Source organism: Pseudomonas deceptionensis, from assembly GCF_900106095.1.
In the GTDB taxonomy this organism is placed as follows: Bacteria; Pseudomonadota; Gammaproteobacteria; order Pseudomonadales; family Pseudomonadaceae; genus Aquipseudomonas; species Aquipseudomonas deceptionensis.
Window position 1 is genome coordinate 4,702,964 of record NZ_FNUD01000002.1, and the last position, 14,805, is coordinate 4,717,768.

The following is a 14,805-nucleotide window of genomic DNA, read 5'->3' on the forward strand; positions in this document are numbered from 1 at the left end:
GAATTAAGTTGCGACGGTTAATCTGGCCCCACTTAAACAGATCAACCCTAAGGGACTAAACATGAAAGCACTTAATCTTGTATTCGCCACTGTTGCCCTGACACTGACTGCTGGCCTGGCCCAGGCTGATGTTCGCCCTGACCATATTCCAGACCTGCTCAAATCAGGTGAAATCACTTCATTTGAAAAGTTGAATCAAGCCGCGCTGGCCAAACACCCTGGCGCAACCATTCTCGACACCGAGCTTGATCACTCCTACGGCAAACTGGTTTATGAAGTTGAATTGCGTGACACCAAAGGCGTCAAGTGGGATGTCGGTATCGACGCTAAAACTGCCGAAGTCCTGCAGGACAAACAAGATACTTAAGTAAGTAGATTTAATTAAAAGGCCGCACCACTCACCCTGAGTGGTGCGGCCTTTTCATGTGGGCGCTCGCCTGAATAGCTTATACATGACATATGAATTCGTGCTGCCCGCAATGGTTGTGGCTAGAATTAGCTTTTTGAACCAGAGCACCTCCCATGGGCCATAGCGCGGCTGACGATATCGCAACGATTAACCGGATCAGTGCAGTGCCCGCCATTTTACGGGTCATCGCTGAAATGACCGGTATGCGCTTTGCCGCCGTTGCCCGTGTTACCCAGACAACCTGGACCGCCTGCGCGGTGCTCGACAATCTTGGCTTTGGTTTGCAAGCAGGTGGGGAGCTGGAGCTGGTCAGCACCCTGTGCTTTGAAACCATGAACTCGCATCTGCCGATCATCATCGACAAAGCCAGCACAGACCCGCTCTACGAGCACCATCACACGCCAAAACGGTATCGATTCGAGAGCTACATCACGATTCCGGTGTTTCGCACTGACGGCAGTTTCTTCGGCACCCTGTGTGCTTTGGACCCGGAACCTGCAAGGCTCAAGGGCAGCACCATCCAGTCCACCATGGAGTCCTTTGCCCGCCTGCTTTCGCTGCAGATCGAGGCGGAAGAAAACCTGCAGCGCACAGAATCCGAGCTGGTCCAGGAGCGCGAAAATGCGGAGCTGCGCGAACAATTTATCGCCGTGATCGGCCATGACCTGCGCAACCCGTTATTTGCCATCAACACCGCAGCTGAACGGTTGTTACGCAAACATCCCAATCCGCCAACCGACACGCTGGTGCAACACATTCTGAGTTGTGGCCAACGCGCCTCGCAGCTGGTTGAGGACGTTCTGGACTTTGCCCGCGGCCGGCTTGGCAATGGCATCCCCCTGACACTTCAGACGTGCACCGACCTCGATCAGGTATTCAGGCACGTCATCTCAGAAGTACAAAGCGTTCATCCCGACCGTGTGATCCTGCCCCGGATCGGGCCACTCAACGGCATTCAATGCGACAGCGGCCGCCTGGCACAGCTACTCTCCAACCTGCTGGCCAATGCAATCACTCACGGCTCGGCCACAGGCGCGGTGCACGTCGCCGCCATGATCCGCGACAAGGTCTTTACCCTCTCCGTCACCAACCAGGGCACGCCCATCCCGGCCGACCAGCTTGTGCACCTGTTCAAGCCCTATTCCCGCCCCGCCAACGACACCCCGCAAGCCGGCCTTGGCCTCGGGTTGTACATTGCAGACCAGATCGCCCTGTCTCACGGCGGCCGTATCGAAGCGGCTTCGGATGAACAGCACGGCACGGTCTTTACCTTCAGTTTTGCGCTGCCTGCGCATGCTGGTGATTTGCCATATCAGGGCTAAGGTAATCGCTACAACCGCGTGCCTTGCGGTTATGCCATGTTCGAAAGGAGTCGATCATGCACACCCGAACCGCCCCGAGAGTTCGCCCACCCAGCCGCGCAGCCAAACTTGCGGGGCTGTTGTACAGCCTGCTCAGCTACCTGTTTTTCCTGATGACCCTGCTGTACCTGATCGGTTTCGTGGGTAACGTCGGCGTCCCCAAAACCATTGACTCAGGCCCGGGGGCTTCCTGGCCTCTGGCACTGCTGGTGGATGTGTTGCTGATCACCCTGTTTGCCGTACAGCACAGTGTCATGGCCCGCAAAAGCTTCAAGCAATGGTGGCGCCCTGTCGTCCCGGCCCCCATTGAGCGCGCCACCTACGTGCTGGCTTCCAGCGTGGTGCTGGTAGTGATGTTCTGGCTGTGGCAGCCAATTGATTTGCGCGTCTGGCAGGTTGAGTCACGACTCGGTAGCGCCGTGCTTACCACCCTGTTCTGGCTAGGATGGGGCTTGATCCTGGTGGCGACCTTCCTGATCAGCCACTTTGAACTGTTCGGGGTCAAACAGGCCCTTGATGCCCTGCGCCCTGCAAAGCCTGTGGATGGATCGTTCAGAACGCCCCTGCTCTACAAAATCGTGCGTCACCCCATGTACATGGGCTTTTTGATGGCCTTCTGGGCGACCCCTGAGATGACAGTCGGGCACTTGGTGTTCGCGCTGACGAGCACAATCTACATCCTGATCGGCACGCAACTGGAAGAGAAAGATCTGGTCGAGATTTTTGGCGAAAAATACCGCAACTATCAAAAAAACGTCGGCATGTTGCTGCCTTCTCTGCGCCGCAACCCGGGTTCCCAGGACTGAGAGTCGGATAAGTCTGTATTTGGGGCCCTGATGGGTAGAAACTGACGCGCTGCTCAAGCGGCCGCTGACCCCATCAGTGGCTCCCCATTGCGCCCCGACAGAATCTCGACATGAACACCCGCCTATGCGCGTATGAAGACCTGACACCCAGCCAACGCGAGCAACTGCGTGAGATTCGGGTGCGACCTGAGCAAATTGCTTTTTGCGGCGACATTGAGTCGGCCTTGCACTCTCTACCGGCCCAACCGCACTCCGGGATAAAAGGGCTGGTACTGCTTAGTGATGAACAGCCAGTGGCCTTTCTTCTGCTTAAGCGACAGCCGCTGCTGGCCCATTGGGCTGCGGCCGACAGCGCCACCTTGCATGCACTGCAGGTCGACAGCCGGGTTCAAGGCCAGGGGCTGGGCAAAGCCTGCCTGCGCGAACTTCCCCGGGCCATTGAGCAGTTTTGGCCCGAGATTCGTCAGGTGATGCTGTCAGTGAGCCCGTTCAACACCAGTGCCCTGGCGTTTTACCTGGGCCAGGGCTGGGTCGAGCAAGGCGAAGCCTATCGGGGCGAACGGCGACTGGTACTGACACTGACGTCCTCGCCGCTACCCCACCTGCAAGCGGGCTAAGCGGGCTTTTTAACCGGCAGCCAGATCTCCAGCAGCCCCGTGCCGGTGTCGGGGTTGAAGTCTGCGCTGTAACGCTCAAATTCGGGCGCATCAACGGCTTCATAGCCCGACTGAGGCAGCCAGTCATTCCAGATCGCCTGAAAGGTCTGTGACAGCGTGTCCAGTGACCCCTGATGCTCGAAGACCGCGTAAGACTGCTCTTGCAGCTCAACCCAGCGATAGCGCTCAGGCAGGTCGTCAAGCTTGCTGATGGCCACGCCAGCGATGTATTCAAAACCGCCTTGCCCATCCGGATTACAGCAAACACCGTAAGTTTCTTCGCCAATCTGACTTGGCACCTTACCGATCTCAGGGATGAACTTCTCCCACAACAACGGAATTTGGCTGCAGGTCTCCTGAGTGAAACGGCCACCCAAACCCGCGATCAGTTGAAATTGGCCTTTGGTAAATCGCGGAGCTGACAGTTCGAACTTTTTTGTTTGTTCCATAAGGCATGCTCGATGGAGTAAGTAGGAAACCCGGCTTTTGAGTATAGGTACAAAAACACAGCCGGGTCATCCCGGTGGAAAAATAGCCGCAGGCAGCCTCTAGACAAAAGGCCATCACCGCCCGTATTGTTTCGCTCAGACCACCGCAGTGGTCAACGTCGCTCGGACGGTTCCGGGCGCTTACGTACCAGAGGCACACATGGCAGACCAAGGTTCGCCGCGACGCTTTGCGCGCATAGATCGACTCCCCCCTTACGTTTTCAACATCACTGCTGAGCTGAAGATGGCCGCGCGACGTCGTGGCGAAGACATCATCGACTTCAGCATGGGTAACCCTGACGGCCCGACCCCGCCTCATATCGTCGAAAAACTCTGCACCGTCGCACAGCGTGAGGACACCCACGGCTACTCGACTTCCCGTGGTATTCCGCGCCTGCGCAGGGCCATTTCCCGCTGGTATGCCGACCGCTACAACGTCGAGATCGACCCCGAACACGAAGCCATTGTCACCATTGGCTCCAAGGAAGGTCTGGCGCACTTGATGCTCGCCACACTGGATCAGGGCGACACCGTGCTGGTGCCTAACCCCAGCTACCCGATTCACATCTATGGTGCGGTGATTGCCGGCGCCCAGGTGCGTTCGGTGCCACTGATCCCTGGCGTGGACTTTTTTGCCGAACTGGAAAAGGCCATTCGCGGCTCGATCCCCAAGCCAAAAATGATGATCCTGGGCTTCCCGTCCAATCCGACGGCGCAATGCGTCGAGCTGGATTTCTTCGAGCGCGTGGTGGCCCTGGCCAAGCAATATGATGTGCTGGTGGTGCACGATCTGGCCTACGCCGATATCGTCTATGACGGCTGGAAAGCGCCTTCCATCATGCAGGTCCCGGGCGCCAAGGACATTGCGGTGGAGTTTTTCACCCTGTCCAAAAGCTACAACATGGCAGGCTGGCGTATCGGCTTTATGGTGGGTAATGCGGAATTGGTCAACGCCTTGGCGCGGATCAAGAGCTACCACGACTATGGCACTTTCACACCGCTGCAAGTGGCCGCAATTGCCGCCCTTGAAGGCGACCAGCAGTGCGTCAAGGATATTGCCGAGCAGTACCGTCAACGCCGTAACGTCCTGGTCAAGGGGCTGCACGAACTGGGATGGATGGTCGAGAACCCCAAGGCTTCGATGTATGTCTGGGCCAAGATCCCCGAGGCTTACGCACACATGGGCTCACTGGAATTCGCCAAAAAGCTGCTGGCGGATGCCAAGGTCTGTGTGTCGCCAGGCGTAGGGTTTGGTGAATATGGTGACGATCATGTGCGTTTTGCCCTGATTGAAAACCAGGACCGCATTCGTCAGGCGCTACGCGGGATTCGCGCCATGTTCCGGGCAGATGGCTTAAGCGCTGGCTAAAGCCCGGCGCAAACCAAACCTGTAGATACTCTATGTGGGAGCGAGCCTGCTCGCGAAAGACCTTCGCGAGCAGGCTCGCTCCCACATTGGCAGTTTTCCTGTAGCCACTGCCGCAGGCTGCGACTACAGAATGTTGATGGCTTAAACCACCAGCGACAACAGCAGAATAAAGATCAAACCTACAATCGACAGGATGGTTTCCATCGCGGTCCAGGTTTTGAAGGTTTCAGCCACGGTCATGTTGAAGTACTGCTTCACCAGCCAGAAACCCGCATCGTTGACGTGAGACAAAATCAACGAGCCTGCCCCCGTCGCCAGCACCAGCAGTTCGCGGTTCACGCCCGGAATCATGTCCACCACCGGCAACACAATCCCCGCACCGGTAATCGTTGCTACGGTCGCAGAACCGGTCGCAATACGAATCACCGCAGCCACCAGCCAGGCCAGCAGAATCGGCGAGATCTGTGCGTTCACCGCCATGTGGCCGATCACGTCACCCACGCCACTGGCCACCAGCATTTGCTTGAAGCCACCGCCGGCACCAATGATCAGGATGATTGCAGCGGTCGGCGCCAGGCTCGCGTCGAGCAACTTGAGGATGCGCTTGGAGTCGATACCCTGCTTGTAGCCAAAGGTGTACAGCGCCAGCAACAGCGCCAGCAACAGGGCACTGATCGGGTGACCGATCATGTCCATCCAGACACGGAAGAAGTTGCCATCAGGCAGCGCTACGTCCGCGAACGTCTTGAGCAACATCAGGAACACCGGCAACAGCACGGTGATCAAGGTGATGGAGAAGCTCGGCAGCGTGCTCGACTCAGGCTCGCTCGCCAGTTGATCCATCAGCTCCTGGGACGCATGGCCGGGGATGTACTTGGAGATGAAAGTGCCGTAAATCGGGCCGGCGATGATTGCAGTCGGCAATGCGACGATCAGGCCGTACAAAATGGTTTTGCCGATATCAGCGCCAAACACGCCAATGGCCAGCAGTGGACCCGGGTGCGGCGGCACCAGCCCGTGAACGGCCGACAAGCCAGCGAGCAGCGGGATGCCGATCTTGATGATCGATACGCCCGTACGGCGCGCAACGATGAATACCAGCGGGATCAGCAATACAAAGCCGATCTCGAAAAATAGCGGAATGCCCACCAGGAACGCGGCGAACATCATTGCCCACTGCACCCGCTCCTTGCCGAAGGCCCTAATCAGCGTGCGCGCAATTTGATCGGCGCCACCGGAGTCGGCCATCATTTTGCCGAGCATGGTACCCAATGCCAGGATAATCCCGACAAAACCCAGCACCCCGCCAAAACCGTCCTGGAACGATTTGATGATCAGGTTGGCCGGCATGCCCGCCGTCAGGCCCAGGAATGCAGACGCGATAATCAGGGCAATGAACGGGTGAAGCTTGAAACGGGTGATCAGCACGATCAGCCCGATAATGGTCACCACTGCATCAAGCAGTAGGAAGGTGTTGTGGGACATGCCTAGCATGGGGCGTCTCCTGCCTTATTTTTATCAAGTACGAATGTGCAGCCGGGGCTGAGCTGGATAGCGCTGTCTGTCTGAAGCATCATGCGATTGTCTGCAACGAATGGTCGTGCCACCAATCACGGGCAGCACTCGCCAGTTGATTGATGTCATGGGTGGCCGCGTTCAGTGTAAGCACCAAAGGCTCATTGCTCGGGGACTCAAGGGTCGCGAACTGGCTGTCGATCAGGGTTTTTGGCATAAAGTGGCCGGGACGATGAGCCACTCGATCGGCCGCAACCGCCGGGGTCAGCTCAAGAAACACAAAACCCAGGCCGTCCACCGCACTGCGCAAGCGCTCGCGATAGCGCAGTTTAAGCGCCGAGCAGGTCAGGACCGGACGCTGACCGCTGGCAACCGCACGACGCAGTTCATCGCACAGGCTGTCTAGCCAGCCGGCACGATCATCATCAGTCAGGGGAATACCGGCACTCATTTTGGCGATATTGGCCGCAGGGTGAAACGCATCGCCTTCAATCGGGGTCGCGCCATTGAGCTGGCACAGTGCCTGGCTCACGCTGGATTTGCCGCAGCCGGCAACACCCATAATGACCAGGGCAGTGATAGGTTGACTCATGAAACACCTCAGTCCGTAGACAGCGCTGTCTTTGTCCATGCGTTCAATACTTGAAAGCAAAGCACAAAGCCTAGGCTACCGACGTCTATTTCTCATTTTTATGGGGAACGCGGTAACGCTCTCGACATACAAAGCTGGGGTTACTGACTTACACACAATCAGGCAATTGCGGGCACGCCAGGACAGCGCTACCTTAGTGACTTGTATTTTGTTTGGCAAGCCACCCTGATGACCACCTCTAAAAACGATAAAAACACCCGAACCACGGGTCGCCCCACCCTCAACGAAGTTGCCCGCCTTGCGGGGGTCAGCCCCATTACCGCCTCTCGCGCCTTGCGCGGTATCAGTAGCGTCGCCACCGAGCTTGCAGAAAAGGTGCGCATTGCCGCTGACGAGCTGAACTACGTGGTCAATCCGGCCGCCCGCGCATTGGCCTCGGCGCAGAGCCACTCCGTAGTGGTGCTGGTGCCTTCATTGTCCAACCTGCTGTTTATCGACACCCTCGAAGCGATCCATGACGTATTGCGCCCCCGTGGGTTTGAGGTGCTAATCGGTAACTTCCACTACTCGCGTGATGAAGAAGAAAACCTGCTGCGCAACTATATGGCCTACCACCCTCGCGGCCTGTTGTTGACTGGCTTTGACCGCTCCGAAAGTTCACGCCGCATGATTGAGGCCAGCAATGTGCCGTGTGTGTACATGATGGAACTGGATGCCGCCGAGGGCCTGAACTGCGTAGGTTTTTCCCAGTTGAAGGCCGGCGAAACCGCCGCCCGGCACCTGATCTCCCGTGGGCGGCGCCACCTGGCCTATATCGGAGCCCAACTCGACCAGCGCACGCTCCTGCGCGGCGAAGGTTACCGTCGCGCCTTGCAGGAAGCCGGCCTGTACAACCCCGACCTTGAGGTACTGACGCCCCGCCCGTCCTCCGTGGGCCTGGGCGGCGAGCTTTTTTTGCAATTGCTCGCCAGCCACCCGCAAGTGGATGCGATCTTTTTCGGCAACGATGACCTGGCCCAGGGCGCCCTGCTGGAGGCTGCACGCTTCGGGATTAAAATCCCGGACCAGATTGCCATACTGGGATTTAACGACCTGCCGTCATCCGAGTTCATGGTGCCGCGCCTGAGCAGTATTCGCACACCTCGTGAAGCTATTGGCCGTCGCGCAGCCGAGCAGATGCTCACACTGATGGCCGGCAATAAAGTGGCCAACCCGGTGCAGGACATGGGCTTTGAACTGATGGTGCGCGAGAGCAGCTGACGAGGCCTTGATGGGCCTTCAGCCCTTGTCGCAGCCTCGTACCCCGTCAGCAACCACAGGAAGTGGCGGCTATTAATGCAACTGTAACGTCGAGTTGAACTGGCTGATCGCATCGACCACGTGCCGGGAGCCCTGCTGGATTTCCAGGATGGCCTCCCCCGCCTCGTTCGCCAGTTCGACCCCAAGGCCGGTACGACTCAGGCTCGACTGCATGCTCGTCACCGCGCTCAGCGAGAGATCATGGTTCTTGCGCACCACTTCGACGATCTCCAGCGTCGCCGCACTGGTGCGCGCCGCCAGGCTTCTGACTTCATCCGCCACGACGGCAAAACCGCGACCATGCTCCCCGGCCCTCGCCGCTTCTATGGCCGCATTGAGTGCCAGTAAATTGGTCTGATCGGCAATTCCGCGAATGGTCTGCACAATTTTGCCGATGATGTCCGACTGTTTGCTCACCGCATCAATGCTTTGCGCCGCTTCGTTGAGGTCCCTGGAAATGGCTTCGATGATTTGCACCGTCTGCTGAACCACCTGCGATCCTTTCTGCGCACAGGCATCGTTTTGCACTGAGGTGGTGTGGGCCGATTCTGCCGCGGTTTGCAGGTTGGTGACTTGAGCCGTGATATCGCTGGCGAACTTCACCACTTTATACAGTCGGCCCTTGGCATCAAAAATCGGGTTATAGGATGCCTCAAGGAAAACCGTATGGCCGTACTTGTCGACCCGCTCAAAACGCCTGGAGTGGTATTCACCGCGATTCAGCGAGGCCCAGAAAGCTTTGTATTGGGCCGACTCGCTCTCACTGCGGCGACAGAACATCCCGTGGTGCTGACCGACAATTTCATTCAGCCCGTAGTGCATGGTGTCGAGAAAGTTCTGGTTGGCATTAATGACCCGACCATCAGGTGAAAACTCGATCACCGCCATGGAGCGGCTCAAGGCATTCACGATGCTCTGGTTTTCGTGCTCCTTATTGATTCGGTCTGTGATGTCCGAGGCGACTTTGATCACGCTGGTGACCTGACCGCCTGCACCGATGATCGGCATGTAACTGGCTTCCAGCCACACTTCACGCCCTGACTTGTCGAGCCGCAGAAAGGTGCCACTCAGAGGTTCGCCTGTTGCCAGATCGCGCCAAAAACGGCTGTACTCGCTGCCTTTGGCATACGCCTGTTCACAGAAGAGGCGGTGGTGCTTGCCGCGGACCTCTTCGCTGGAATAACCCATGACCCGGGAAAAATTGTCATTGACCTCCAGGATGGTGCCATCCGGGGTGAACTCAATAATTGCCATGGATCGGCTGATGGCTTGAACCTTGGCCGCCATATCACTCAATGAGCCGTTAAGGCGTTGATTCTCAAGCAGGTCGGCTTTGCGGCGCGAATTAAACATGGCTCAATCCCTGGAGGTGCTGTCTATTGATAATTCAAAAGTTTCAAGACACAACAAACCGCCTGCGCTTTTAACTTTTAACGTTAGAGCTGTACGCACTTCTAGGGTTTAAGCATTTGACTGCTCAGGCCCCGTGAGGGTGGAGCATAGCCAGTCAAATAACACGTGCAAGCAAATAGCCATCAGAATGCGACGGAACGCTCACGCGCAAGAAAGTTACCAAATGGACGATGCAGACTAAAAAACAGTGGGAGCTCGAGAACCGAGCCCCCGACACATCAATCAATGACCAAACAATCCGGCGTCGGACTTTTTGGATTTTTTATCAGCGCGTTTTTCATCGGCTGTTTTAGCCGGCTTTTTCTTCGCGGCTTTCTTTGAATCCATACCTTTAGCCATGTTATGAGCTCCAGTGTTCAGGGATGTGAGCTCAGGTATAACACTGATCGTGGGGTAACTTTTATTTAAAACCTGTTATTCAAAAAAGAATGCTTTATTACCGGCTTTAATTCCGAATCAGCCTCAATATCAAGGCGCAAAGGCGCGATAAAAAACATTCCCTTGTTTGTATATAATGCGCGCCCCCTCACTTTTGGCCTGTGGACTCATGACCGCGATTGTTTATGCCCCGCTTGAAGCGCCTTTATGGCCGTTGATGAACAAGTTTTATCGCTCTCACCAGTCGTCGATGAAAGCGGTCAAGGACGCGCAACTGTGGGTCGCCCGCCAGGAGGAGATCATTGCGGGGTTGTGTTTGCGGCCCGTGGCACATGGTTACTGGCTGACCGGGCTATTTGTCGCGCCGGCACTGCGCGGGCAAGGCGTGGCGGGCGAACTGGTCAGGGGCGCAGCCGCAACCTGTGAAGGCCCGGTCTGGCTGTTCTGCGACCCTGAACTGCAAGGCTTCTATGAACATCTGGGCTTCAGCCTGGACGTGGACTTGCCCCACGCCCTGCACGAGCGGCTGGTTCGCTATCAACGCAACAAGGCGATGATAGCGCTGGGGACTACTCCTTCGTGCCGGGCTCCAGATCCGGGAACAGCACCTCAATAAAGCCGAACTTGGTGAAATCCTTGATCCGTGACGGGTACAGGCGGCCGATCAGGTGGTCGCATTCATGTTGCACCACCCTTGCGTGAAAACCTTCGGCCACGCGTACGACCGGCTCACCTTTAGGGGTAAAACCTTCGTAACGGATCTTGTGAAAACGCTCGACCATCCCGCGCAGGCCGGGCACTGACAGGCAACCTTCCCAGTCTTCTTCTAAAGCCGGGCTCAGCGGCGTGATCAGCGGGTTGATCAGGATGGTCTGCGGCACGGCCTCGGCATCCGGGTAACGCTCGCTGTGCTCAAAACCAAAGACCACCAGTTGCAGATCAACGCCGATCTGAGGCGCTGCCAGACCTACGCCACCCGCGTGCTCCATGGTTTGCAGCATGTCGTCCAGTAACTGCCAAAGCTGCGGCGTGTCGAACATCTCCTCTGGCACCGGTTTGGCTACACGCAATAAACGCTCGTCGCCCATTTTCAGAATTTCACGAATCATGGTCAGTTTTCATCAGAAGTGGGTTTAATGGAATGGTCGCGGCCCAGGCCGGAGACATGGTGCTTTGGATCAGAGTCTTCAGATTCATTGAAGGTTTTCTCACCCGGATTCTTGCCTTCGGCCGACAGATGCTCGATCACGGCATTCATTTCCGCCCCCAGCAGCAGCACCGCGGACGAGATGTAGAAGTACAGCAACAGCACGATAATCGCGCCGATACTGCCATACATGGCGTTGTAGTCCGCGAAGGTTTTTACATAAAAAGCAAAACCCAATGACGCCACAATCCACACAACTACCGCCAGCACCGAGCCCGGCGTAATGAAGCGAAATTTCTGCTCTACGTCGGGCATCACGTAATACATCACGGCCACGGCGATCATCATCAGCAAAATAACCACCGGCCAGCGCAGTATGGTCCACAGCGTGACCACAAAATCTTCAAGCCCCACCTGCCCCGCCAGCCAGCTCATCACCTGCGGCCCGAGCACCATCAGCGCAGCGGCAACCAGGAGCATGCCGGCAATGCCTATGGTGTAAAAAATCGACAGCGGAAAGCGCTTCCAGATGGGCCGCCCTTCAACCACGTCATACGCGGCATTCATCGCGCTCATCATCAACCGCACACCCGCCGAAGCCGTCCACAGCGCAATCACGATACCCACCGACAGCAATCCGCCCTTGGACTGCTGCAACTGATCGATCACCGGGTTGACCTGCTCCAGCGCTTGGGGCGGCAGCACCAATTCGGACTGCAGGCGCAGCCAGGTAAAGAAGTCGGGCAGATGCAAAAAGCCGATCAGTGCGATCAGAAACAGAATGAAGGGGAACAGCGAAAACAACATTTGATAGGCCAGTGCCGACGCATAGGTCGACATTTCATCGTCGATGAATTCCTTGACCGTGCGGATCAATACTTTGCCCAAGGGCAGGCCGTTCAAGCCTGGAACAAACATAGCGTCTCCTTTCGCCGCGTAGTTATTGAGTTCAACACGCCTCCAAGTGAAGGGTTTTACCTAAAAGTAGTTCAATTGGCGACGCTGAAAACGCGTAACCGCCAAACCAGTGAAAAGGCTACCCCACAGTTGACCCGCGTGCCTCACATCGAGTTTCATTTATTTCTGCCCATCATTTCGTCGTTCCGTGCAGGTTGGGCTTTATGTTTGCCCCCTAACCCCCGAGAATACGCGACGTACTCAGGCTATGACGCTGAAGATCCGCAATTGTAGGAAGGTTATGAAACTCGATAAAAAGCTGGCCATCGCCCGCAGAAACCAGGAACTCGGCGGCGCAGTGCTCGGCGTCAACAACTGCCATTTCGCCGCACTGAACACCAACAAGAACATCTGGTGGTTCGATATCCCGTTGGCCCGTCTGGCCGTCGGTCAATACGAATGGGTGCACCTGTTGTTGCACACCCCGAGCACCGACGAATTGCTGCACTTGAAGGTAACGACTGCATTCCTGCGCGAAAAACGCGAAGGCATGGTAGTACGTGCGACCCACAAACGTACGCCAACCATGAGCCTTGAACTGAGCGCAGACAAGGACTCATTCCTGCAGGATGTACGTCCGACAGGTACAGGCGTCAATTTCGCACAGTTCGTACTGTAGTCGCGGCCAAAGGCTGCGCGCCAAAACAACAAAGCCCCGCATTGCGGGGCTTTGTCGTATCCGGGCCAGTTACTTTTTAAGGCCCAGCTTCCTCAGCTCTTCATCTCGCAACTCACGACGCAGGATTTTGCCCACGTTGGTAGTCGGCAAGCTGTCGCGGAACTCGACGAATTTCGGTGCCTTGTAGGCCGTCAGGTTAGCGCGCATATGAGCCATCACCTGATCCTTGGTCAGCGTCATGCCCGGCTTGACCACGATAAACACCTTGATCAGCTCACCGGTTTTTTCATCAGGGATACCAATGGCCGCTGACTGCAAGACGCCCGGCAACGAGGCCATCACATCTTCCAGCTCGTTGGGGTAAACATTGAAGCCCGAGACCAGGATCATGTCTTTTTTGCGATCGACGATACGCATATAGCCATCAGGCTGAATGATCGCGATATCACCGGACTTCAACCAGCCTTCGCTGTCCATGATTTCGGCGGTCGCGTCAGGACGCTCCCAGTAGCCTTTCATGACCTGCGGACCCTTGATGCACAGCTCGCCCACCTCACCCAGAGGCAACTCCTCACCCGCATCGTTGATCACTTTGCACAGGGTCGAAGGCATCGGAATGCCGATAGTGCCCACCTGGATGTTCTGGATCGGGTTTACCGAGGCCACAGGGCTGGTTTCGGTCATGCCGTAGCCTTCACAGATCGGGCAACCGGTCACGGTTTTCCAGCGTTCGGCCACTGACAGTTGCAACGCCATGCCGCCCGACAACGTCACCTTGAGGGCTGAAAAGTCCAGCTTGCGGAACGCTTCGTTATTGCACAGCGCCACAAACAGGGTATTGAGGCCGACAAAACCGGTGAACTTCCACTTGGACAGTTCTTTAACCATCGCCGGCAAATCACGCGGGTTGCTGATCAGCACGTTATGGTTGCCGAGCAACATCATCGCCATGCAGTGAAAGGTAAACGCGTAGATGTGGTACAGCGGCAATGGCGTGATCAGGATTTCACACCCCTCATTGAGGTTGGAGCCCATCAACGCCTTGCACTGCAACATGTTGGCAATCAGGTTACGGTGGCTCAGCATCGCGCCCTTGGCCACGCCCGTGGTGCCGCCGGTGTATTGCAGCACGGCAACATCACTGCTGACCGGGCTGGCTTCCTTGACCGGCTGGCCCTGCCCTTTGCGCAGCACTTCGTTGAACTTGATGGCCTGGGGCAAGTGATAGGCCGGAACCATTTTCTTCACATACTTGATGACACTGTTGATCAGCACACGCTTGAAGGGCGACAGCATGTCGGCCACTTCGGTGACGATCACATACTTGACCGAGGTCTGCGGCACAACCTTCTCGGCCAGATGCGCCATGTTCGCCAGACAGACCAGCGCCTTGGCGCCGGAGTCCTTGAACTGATGTTCCATTTCCCGTGCGGTGTACAGCGGGTTGGTATTAACCACGATCAAGCCGGCGCGGATGGCTCCGAACACAGCGATCGGGTATTGCAACAAGTTGGGCAACTGTACGGCGATACGATCGCCGGGTTGCAGGTCGGTGTGCTGCTGCAACCAGGCAGCAAAAGCACCCGACTGCTCGTAGAGCTCGCCGTAGGTGATGGTTTTACCGAGGTTACTGAACGCCGGTTTATCGGCGAAACGCTGGCAAGATTCCCGCAGTACCGTCTGAATATTTGGGTATTCATCCGGGTTGATTTCAGCAGCAATCCCTGTTGGGTACTTGTCCTTCCAAAAGCCTTCAATCATGGAAGCCCACTCCTAAGCGTTGCGAATTCTTCACC

At 56.6% G+C, this 14,805-nt stretch carries 15 protein-coding genes and 1 pseudogene; 8 read left to right on the forward strand and 8 right to left on the reverse strand.

What is annotated here, in order from left to right; all coding sequences use genetic code 11:
• The first annotated feature begins 61 nt into the window (after nucleotides 1-61).
• From BLW11_RS21740 to BLW11_RS21755, 4 genes are all read left to right on the forward strand, one after another.
• Nucleotides 62-367: a PepSY domain-containing protein gene (locus BLW11_RS21740; protein ID WP_048359796.1), complete on the forward strand. Its 306-nt coding sequence runs from the start codon at nucleotides 62-64 to the stop codon at nucleotides 365-367.
• Between the two features lie 155 nt (nucleotides 368-522).
• Nucleotides 523-1,731 (forward strand): GAF domain-containing sensor histidine kinase, encoded by a 1,209-nt coding sequence (locus BLW11_RS21745; protein WP_048359797.1) that lies wholly within the window; start codon nucleotides 523-525, stop codon nucleotides 1,729-1,731.
• 56 nt (nucleotides 1,732-1,787) lie between these two features.
• Nucleotides 1,788-2,576 (forward strand): methanethiol S-methyltransferase, encoded by a 789-nt coding sequence (gene mddA, locus BLW11_RS21750; RefSeq protein ID WP_048359798.1) that lies wholly within the window; start codon nucleotides 1,788-1,790, stop codon nucleotides 2,574-2,576.
• Nucleotides 2,577-2,686: 110 nt separating this feature from the next.
• Nucleotides 2,687-3,193: a GNAT family N-acetyltransferase gene (locus tag BLW11_RS21755; protein ID WP_048359799.1), complete on the forward strand. Its 507-nt coding sequence runs from the start codon at nucleotides 2,687-2,689 to the stop codon at nucleotides 3,191-3,193.
• Here the strand turns inward: BLW11_RS21755 and BLW11_RS21760 are convergent.
• On the reverse strand, nucleotides 3,190-3,681 hold the full coding sequence (locus BLW11_RS21760) for a GyrI-like domain-containing protein (protein WP_048359800.1): 492 nt from the start codon (nucleotides 3,679-3,681) through the stop codon (nucleotides 3,190-3,192). The two genes, BLW11_RS21755 and BLW11_RS21760, sit on opposite strands and share 4 nt — an antisense overlap.
• A gap of 199 nt (nucleotides 3,682-3,880) precedes the next feature.
• On the opposite strand from BLW11_RS21760, the gene alaC reads away from it, so the two are divergent.
• Nucleotides 3,881-5,089, forward strand: a complete 1,209-nt coding sequence (gene alaC / locus BLW11_RS21765; RefSeq protein WP_048359801.1) for an alanine transaminase — start codon at nucleotides 3,881-3,883, stop codon at nucleotides 5,087-5,089.
• A gap of 141 nt (nucleotides 5,090-5,230) precedes the next feature.
• Here alaC and BLW11_RS21770 read toward each other — a convergent pair whose 3' ends face one another.
• Nucleotides 5,231-6,583 carry a GntP family permease gene (locus tag BLW11_RS21770; RefSeq protein ID WP_048359802.1) on the reverse strand — a complete coding sequence of 451 codons (1,353 nt, stop codon included), beginning with the start codon at nucleotides 6,581-6,583 and terminating at the stop codon, nucleotides 5,231-5,233.
• Between the two features lie 79 nt (nucleotides 6,584-6,662).
• On the reverse strand, nucleotides 6,663-7,196 hold the full coding sequence (locus BLW11_RS21775) for a gluconokinase (protein ID WP_048359803.1): 534 nt from the start codon (nucleotides 7,194-7,196) through the stop codon (nucleotides 6,663-6,665).
• A 228-nt stretch (nucleotides 7,197-7,424) separates the two neighbouring features.
• On the opposite strand from BLW11_RS21775, the gene gntR reads away from it, so the two are divergent.
• The gene (gene gntR, locus BLW11_RS21780; protein WP_048360183.1) at nucleotides 7,425-8,456 is read left to right on the forward strand and encodes an HTH-type transcriptional regulator GntR; all 1,032 of its coding nucleotides are present in this window, start codon (nucleotides 7,425-7,427) and stop codon (nucleotides 8,454-8,456) included.
• Between the two features lie 72 nt (nucleotides 8,457-8,528).
• Here gntR and BLW11_RS24335 read toward each other — a convergent pair whose 3' ends face one another.
• Both BLW11_RS24335 and BLW11_RS24340 read right to left on the reverse strand, forming a co-directional pair.
• Complete coding sequence (locus BLW11_RS24335) at nucleotides 8,529-9,101, reverse strand: methyl-accepting chemotaxis protein (protein WP_420912210.1); 573 nt, start codon at nucleotides 9,099-9,101, stop codon at nucleotides 8,529-8,531.
• Nucleotides 9,078-9,848, reverse strand: a pseudogene (locus tag BLW11_RS24340) (PAS domain-containing protein); the annotation flags it as partial. The pseudogene BLW11_RS24340 and the gene BLW11_RS24335, both read right to left, overlap by 24 nt.
• Before the next feature lie 607 nt (nucleotides 9,849-10,455).
• On the opposite strand from BLW11_RS24340, the gene BLW11_RS21790 reads away from it, so the two are divergent.
• The gene (locus BLW11_RS21790; protein WP_048359805.1) at nucleotides 10,456-10,902 is read left to right on the forward strand and encodes a GNAT family N-acetyltransferase; all 447 of its coding nucleotides are present in this window, start codon (nucleotides 10,456-10,458) and stop codon (nucleotides 10,900-10,902) included.
• Here the strand turns inward: BLW11_RS21790 and def are convergent.
• Both def and BLW11_RS21800 read right to left on the reverse strand, forming a co-directional pair.
• Complete coding sequence (def, locus tag BLW11_RS21795) at nucleotides 10,856-11,395, reverse strand: peptide deformylase (RefSeq protein ID WP_048359806.1); 540 nt, start codon at nucleotides 11,393-11,395, stop codon at nucleotides 10,856-10,858. The genes BLW11_RS21790 and def overlap by 47 nt on opposite strands.
• A gap of 2 nt (nucleotides 11,396-11,397) precedes the next feature.
• Nucleotides 11,398-12,351, reverse strand: a complete 954-nt coding sequence (locus BLW11_RS21800) for a YihY/virulence factor BrkB family protein (protein WP_048359807.1) — start codon at nucleotides 12,349-12,351, stop codon at nucleotides 11,398-11,400.
• A gap of 280 nt (nucleotides 12,352-12,631) precedes the next feature.
• Here BLW11_RS21800 and BLW11_RS21805 point away from each other — a divergent pair, with 280 nt between their 5' ends.
• Nucleotides 12,632-13,009, forward strand: coding sequence for a hypothetical protein (locus BLW11_RS21805; protein ID WP_048359808.1), 378 nt, complete (start codon nucleotides 12,632-12,634; stop codon nucleotides 13,007-13,009).
• Between the two features lie 69 nt (nucleotides 13,010-13,078).
• On the opposite strand, the gene fadD1 is transcribed toward BLW11_RS21805, so the two are convergent.
• Nucleotides 13,079-14,770 carry a long-chain-fatty-acid--CoA ligase FadD1 gene (fadD1, locus tag BLW11_RS21810; protein WP_048359809.1) on the reverse strand — a complete coding sequence of 564 codons (1,692 nt, stop codon included), beginning with the start codon at nucleotides 14,768-14,770 and terminating at the stop codon, nucleotides 13,079-13,081.
• Nucleotides 14,771-14,805 lie beyond the last annotated feature (35 nt).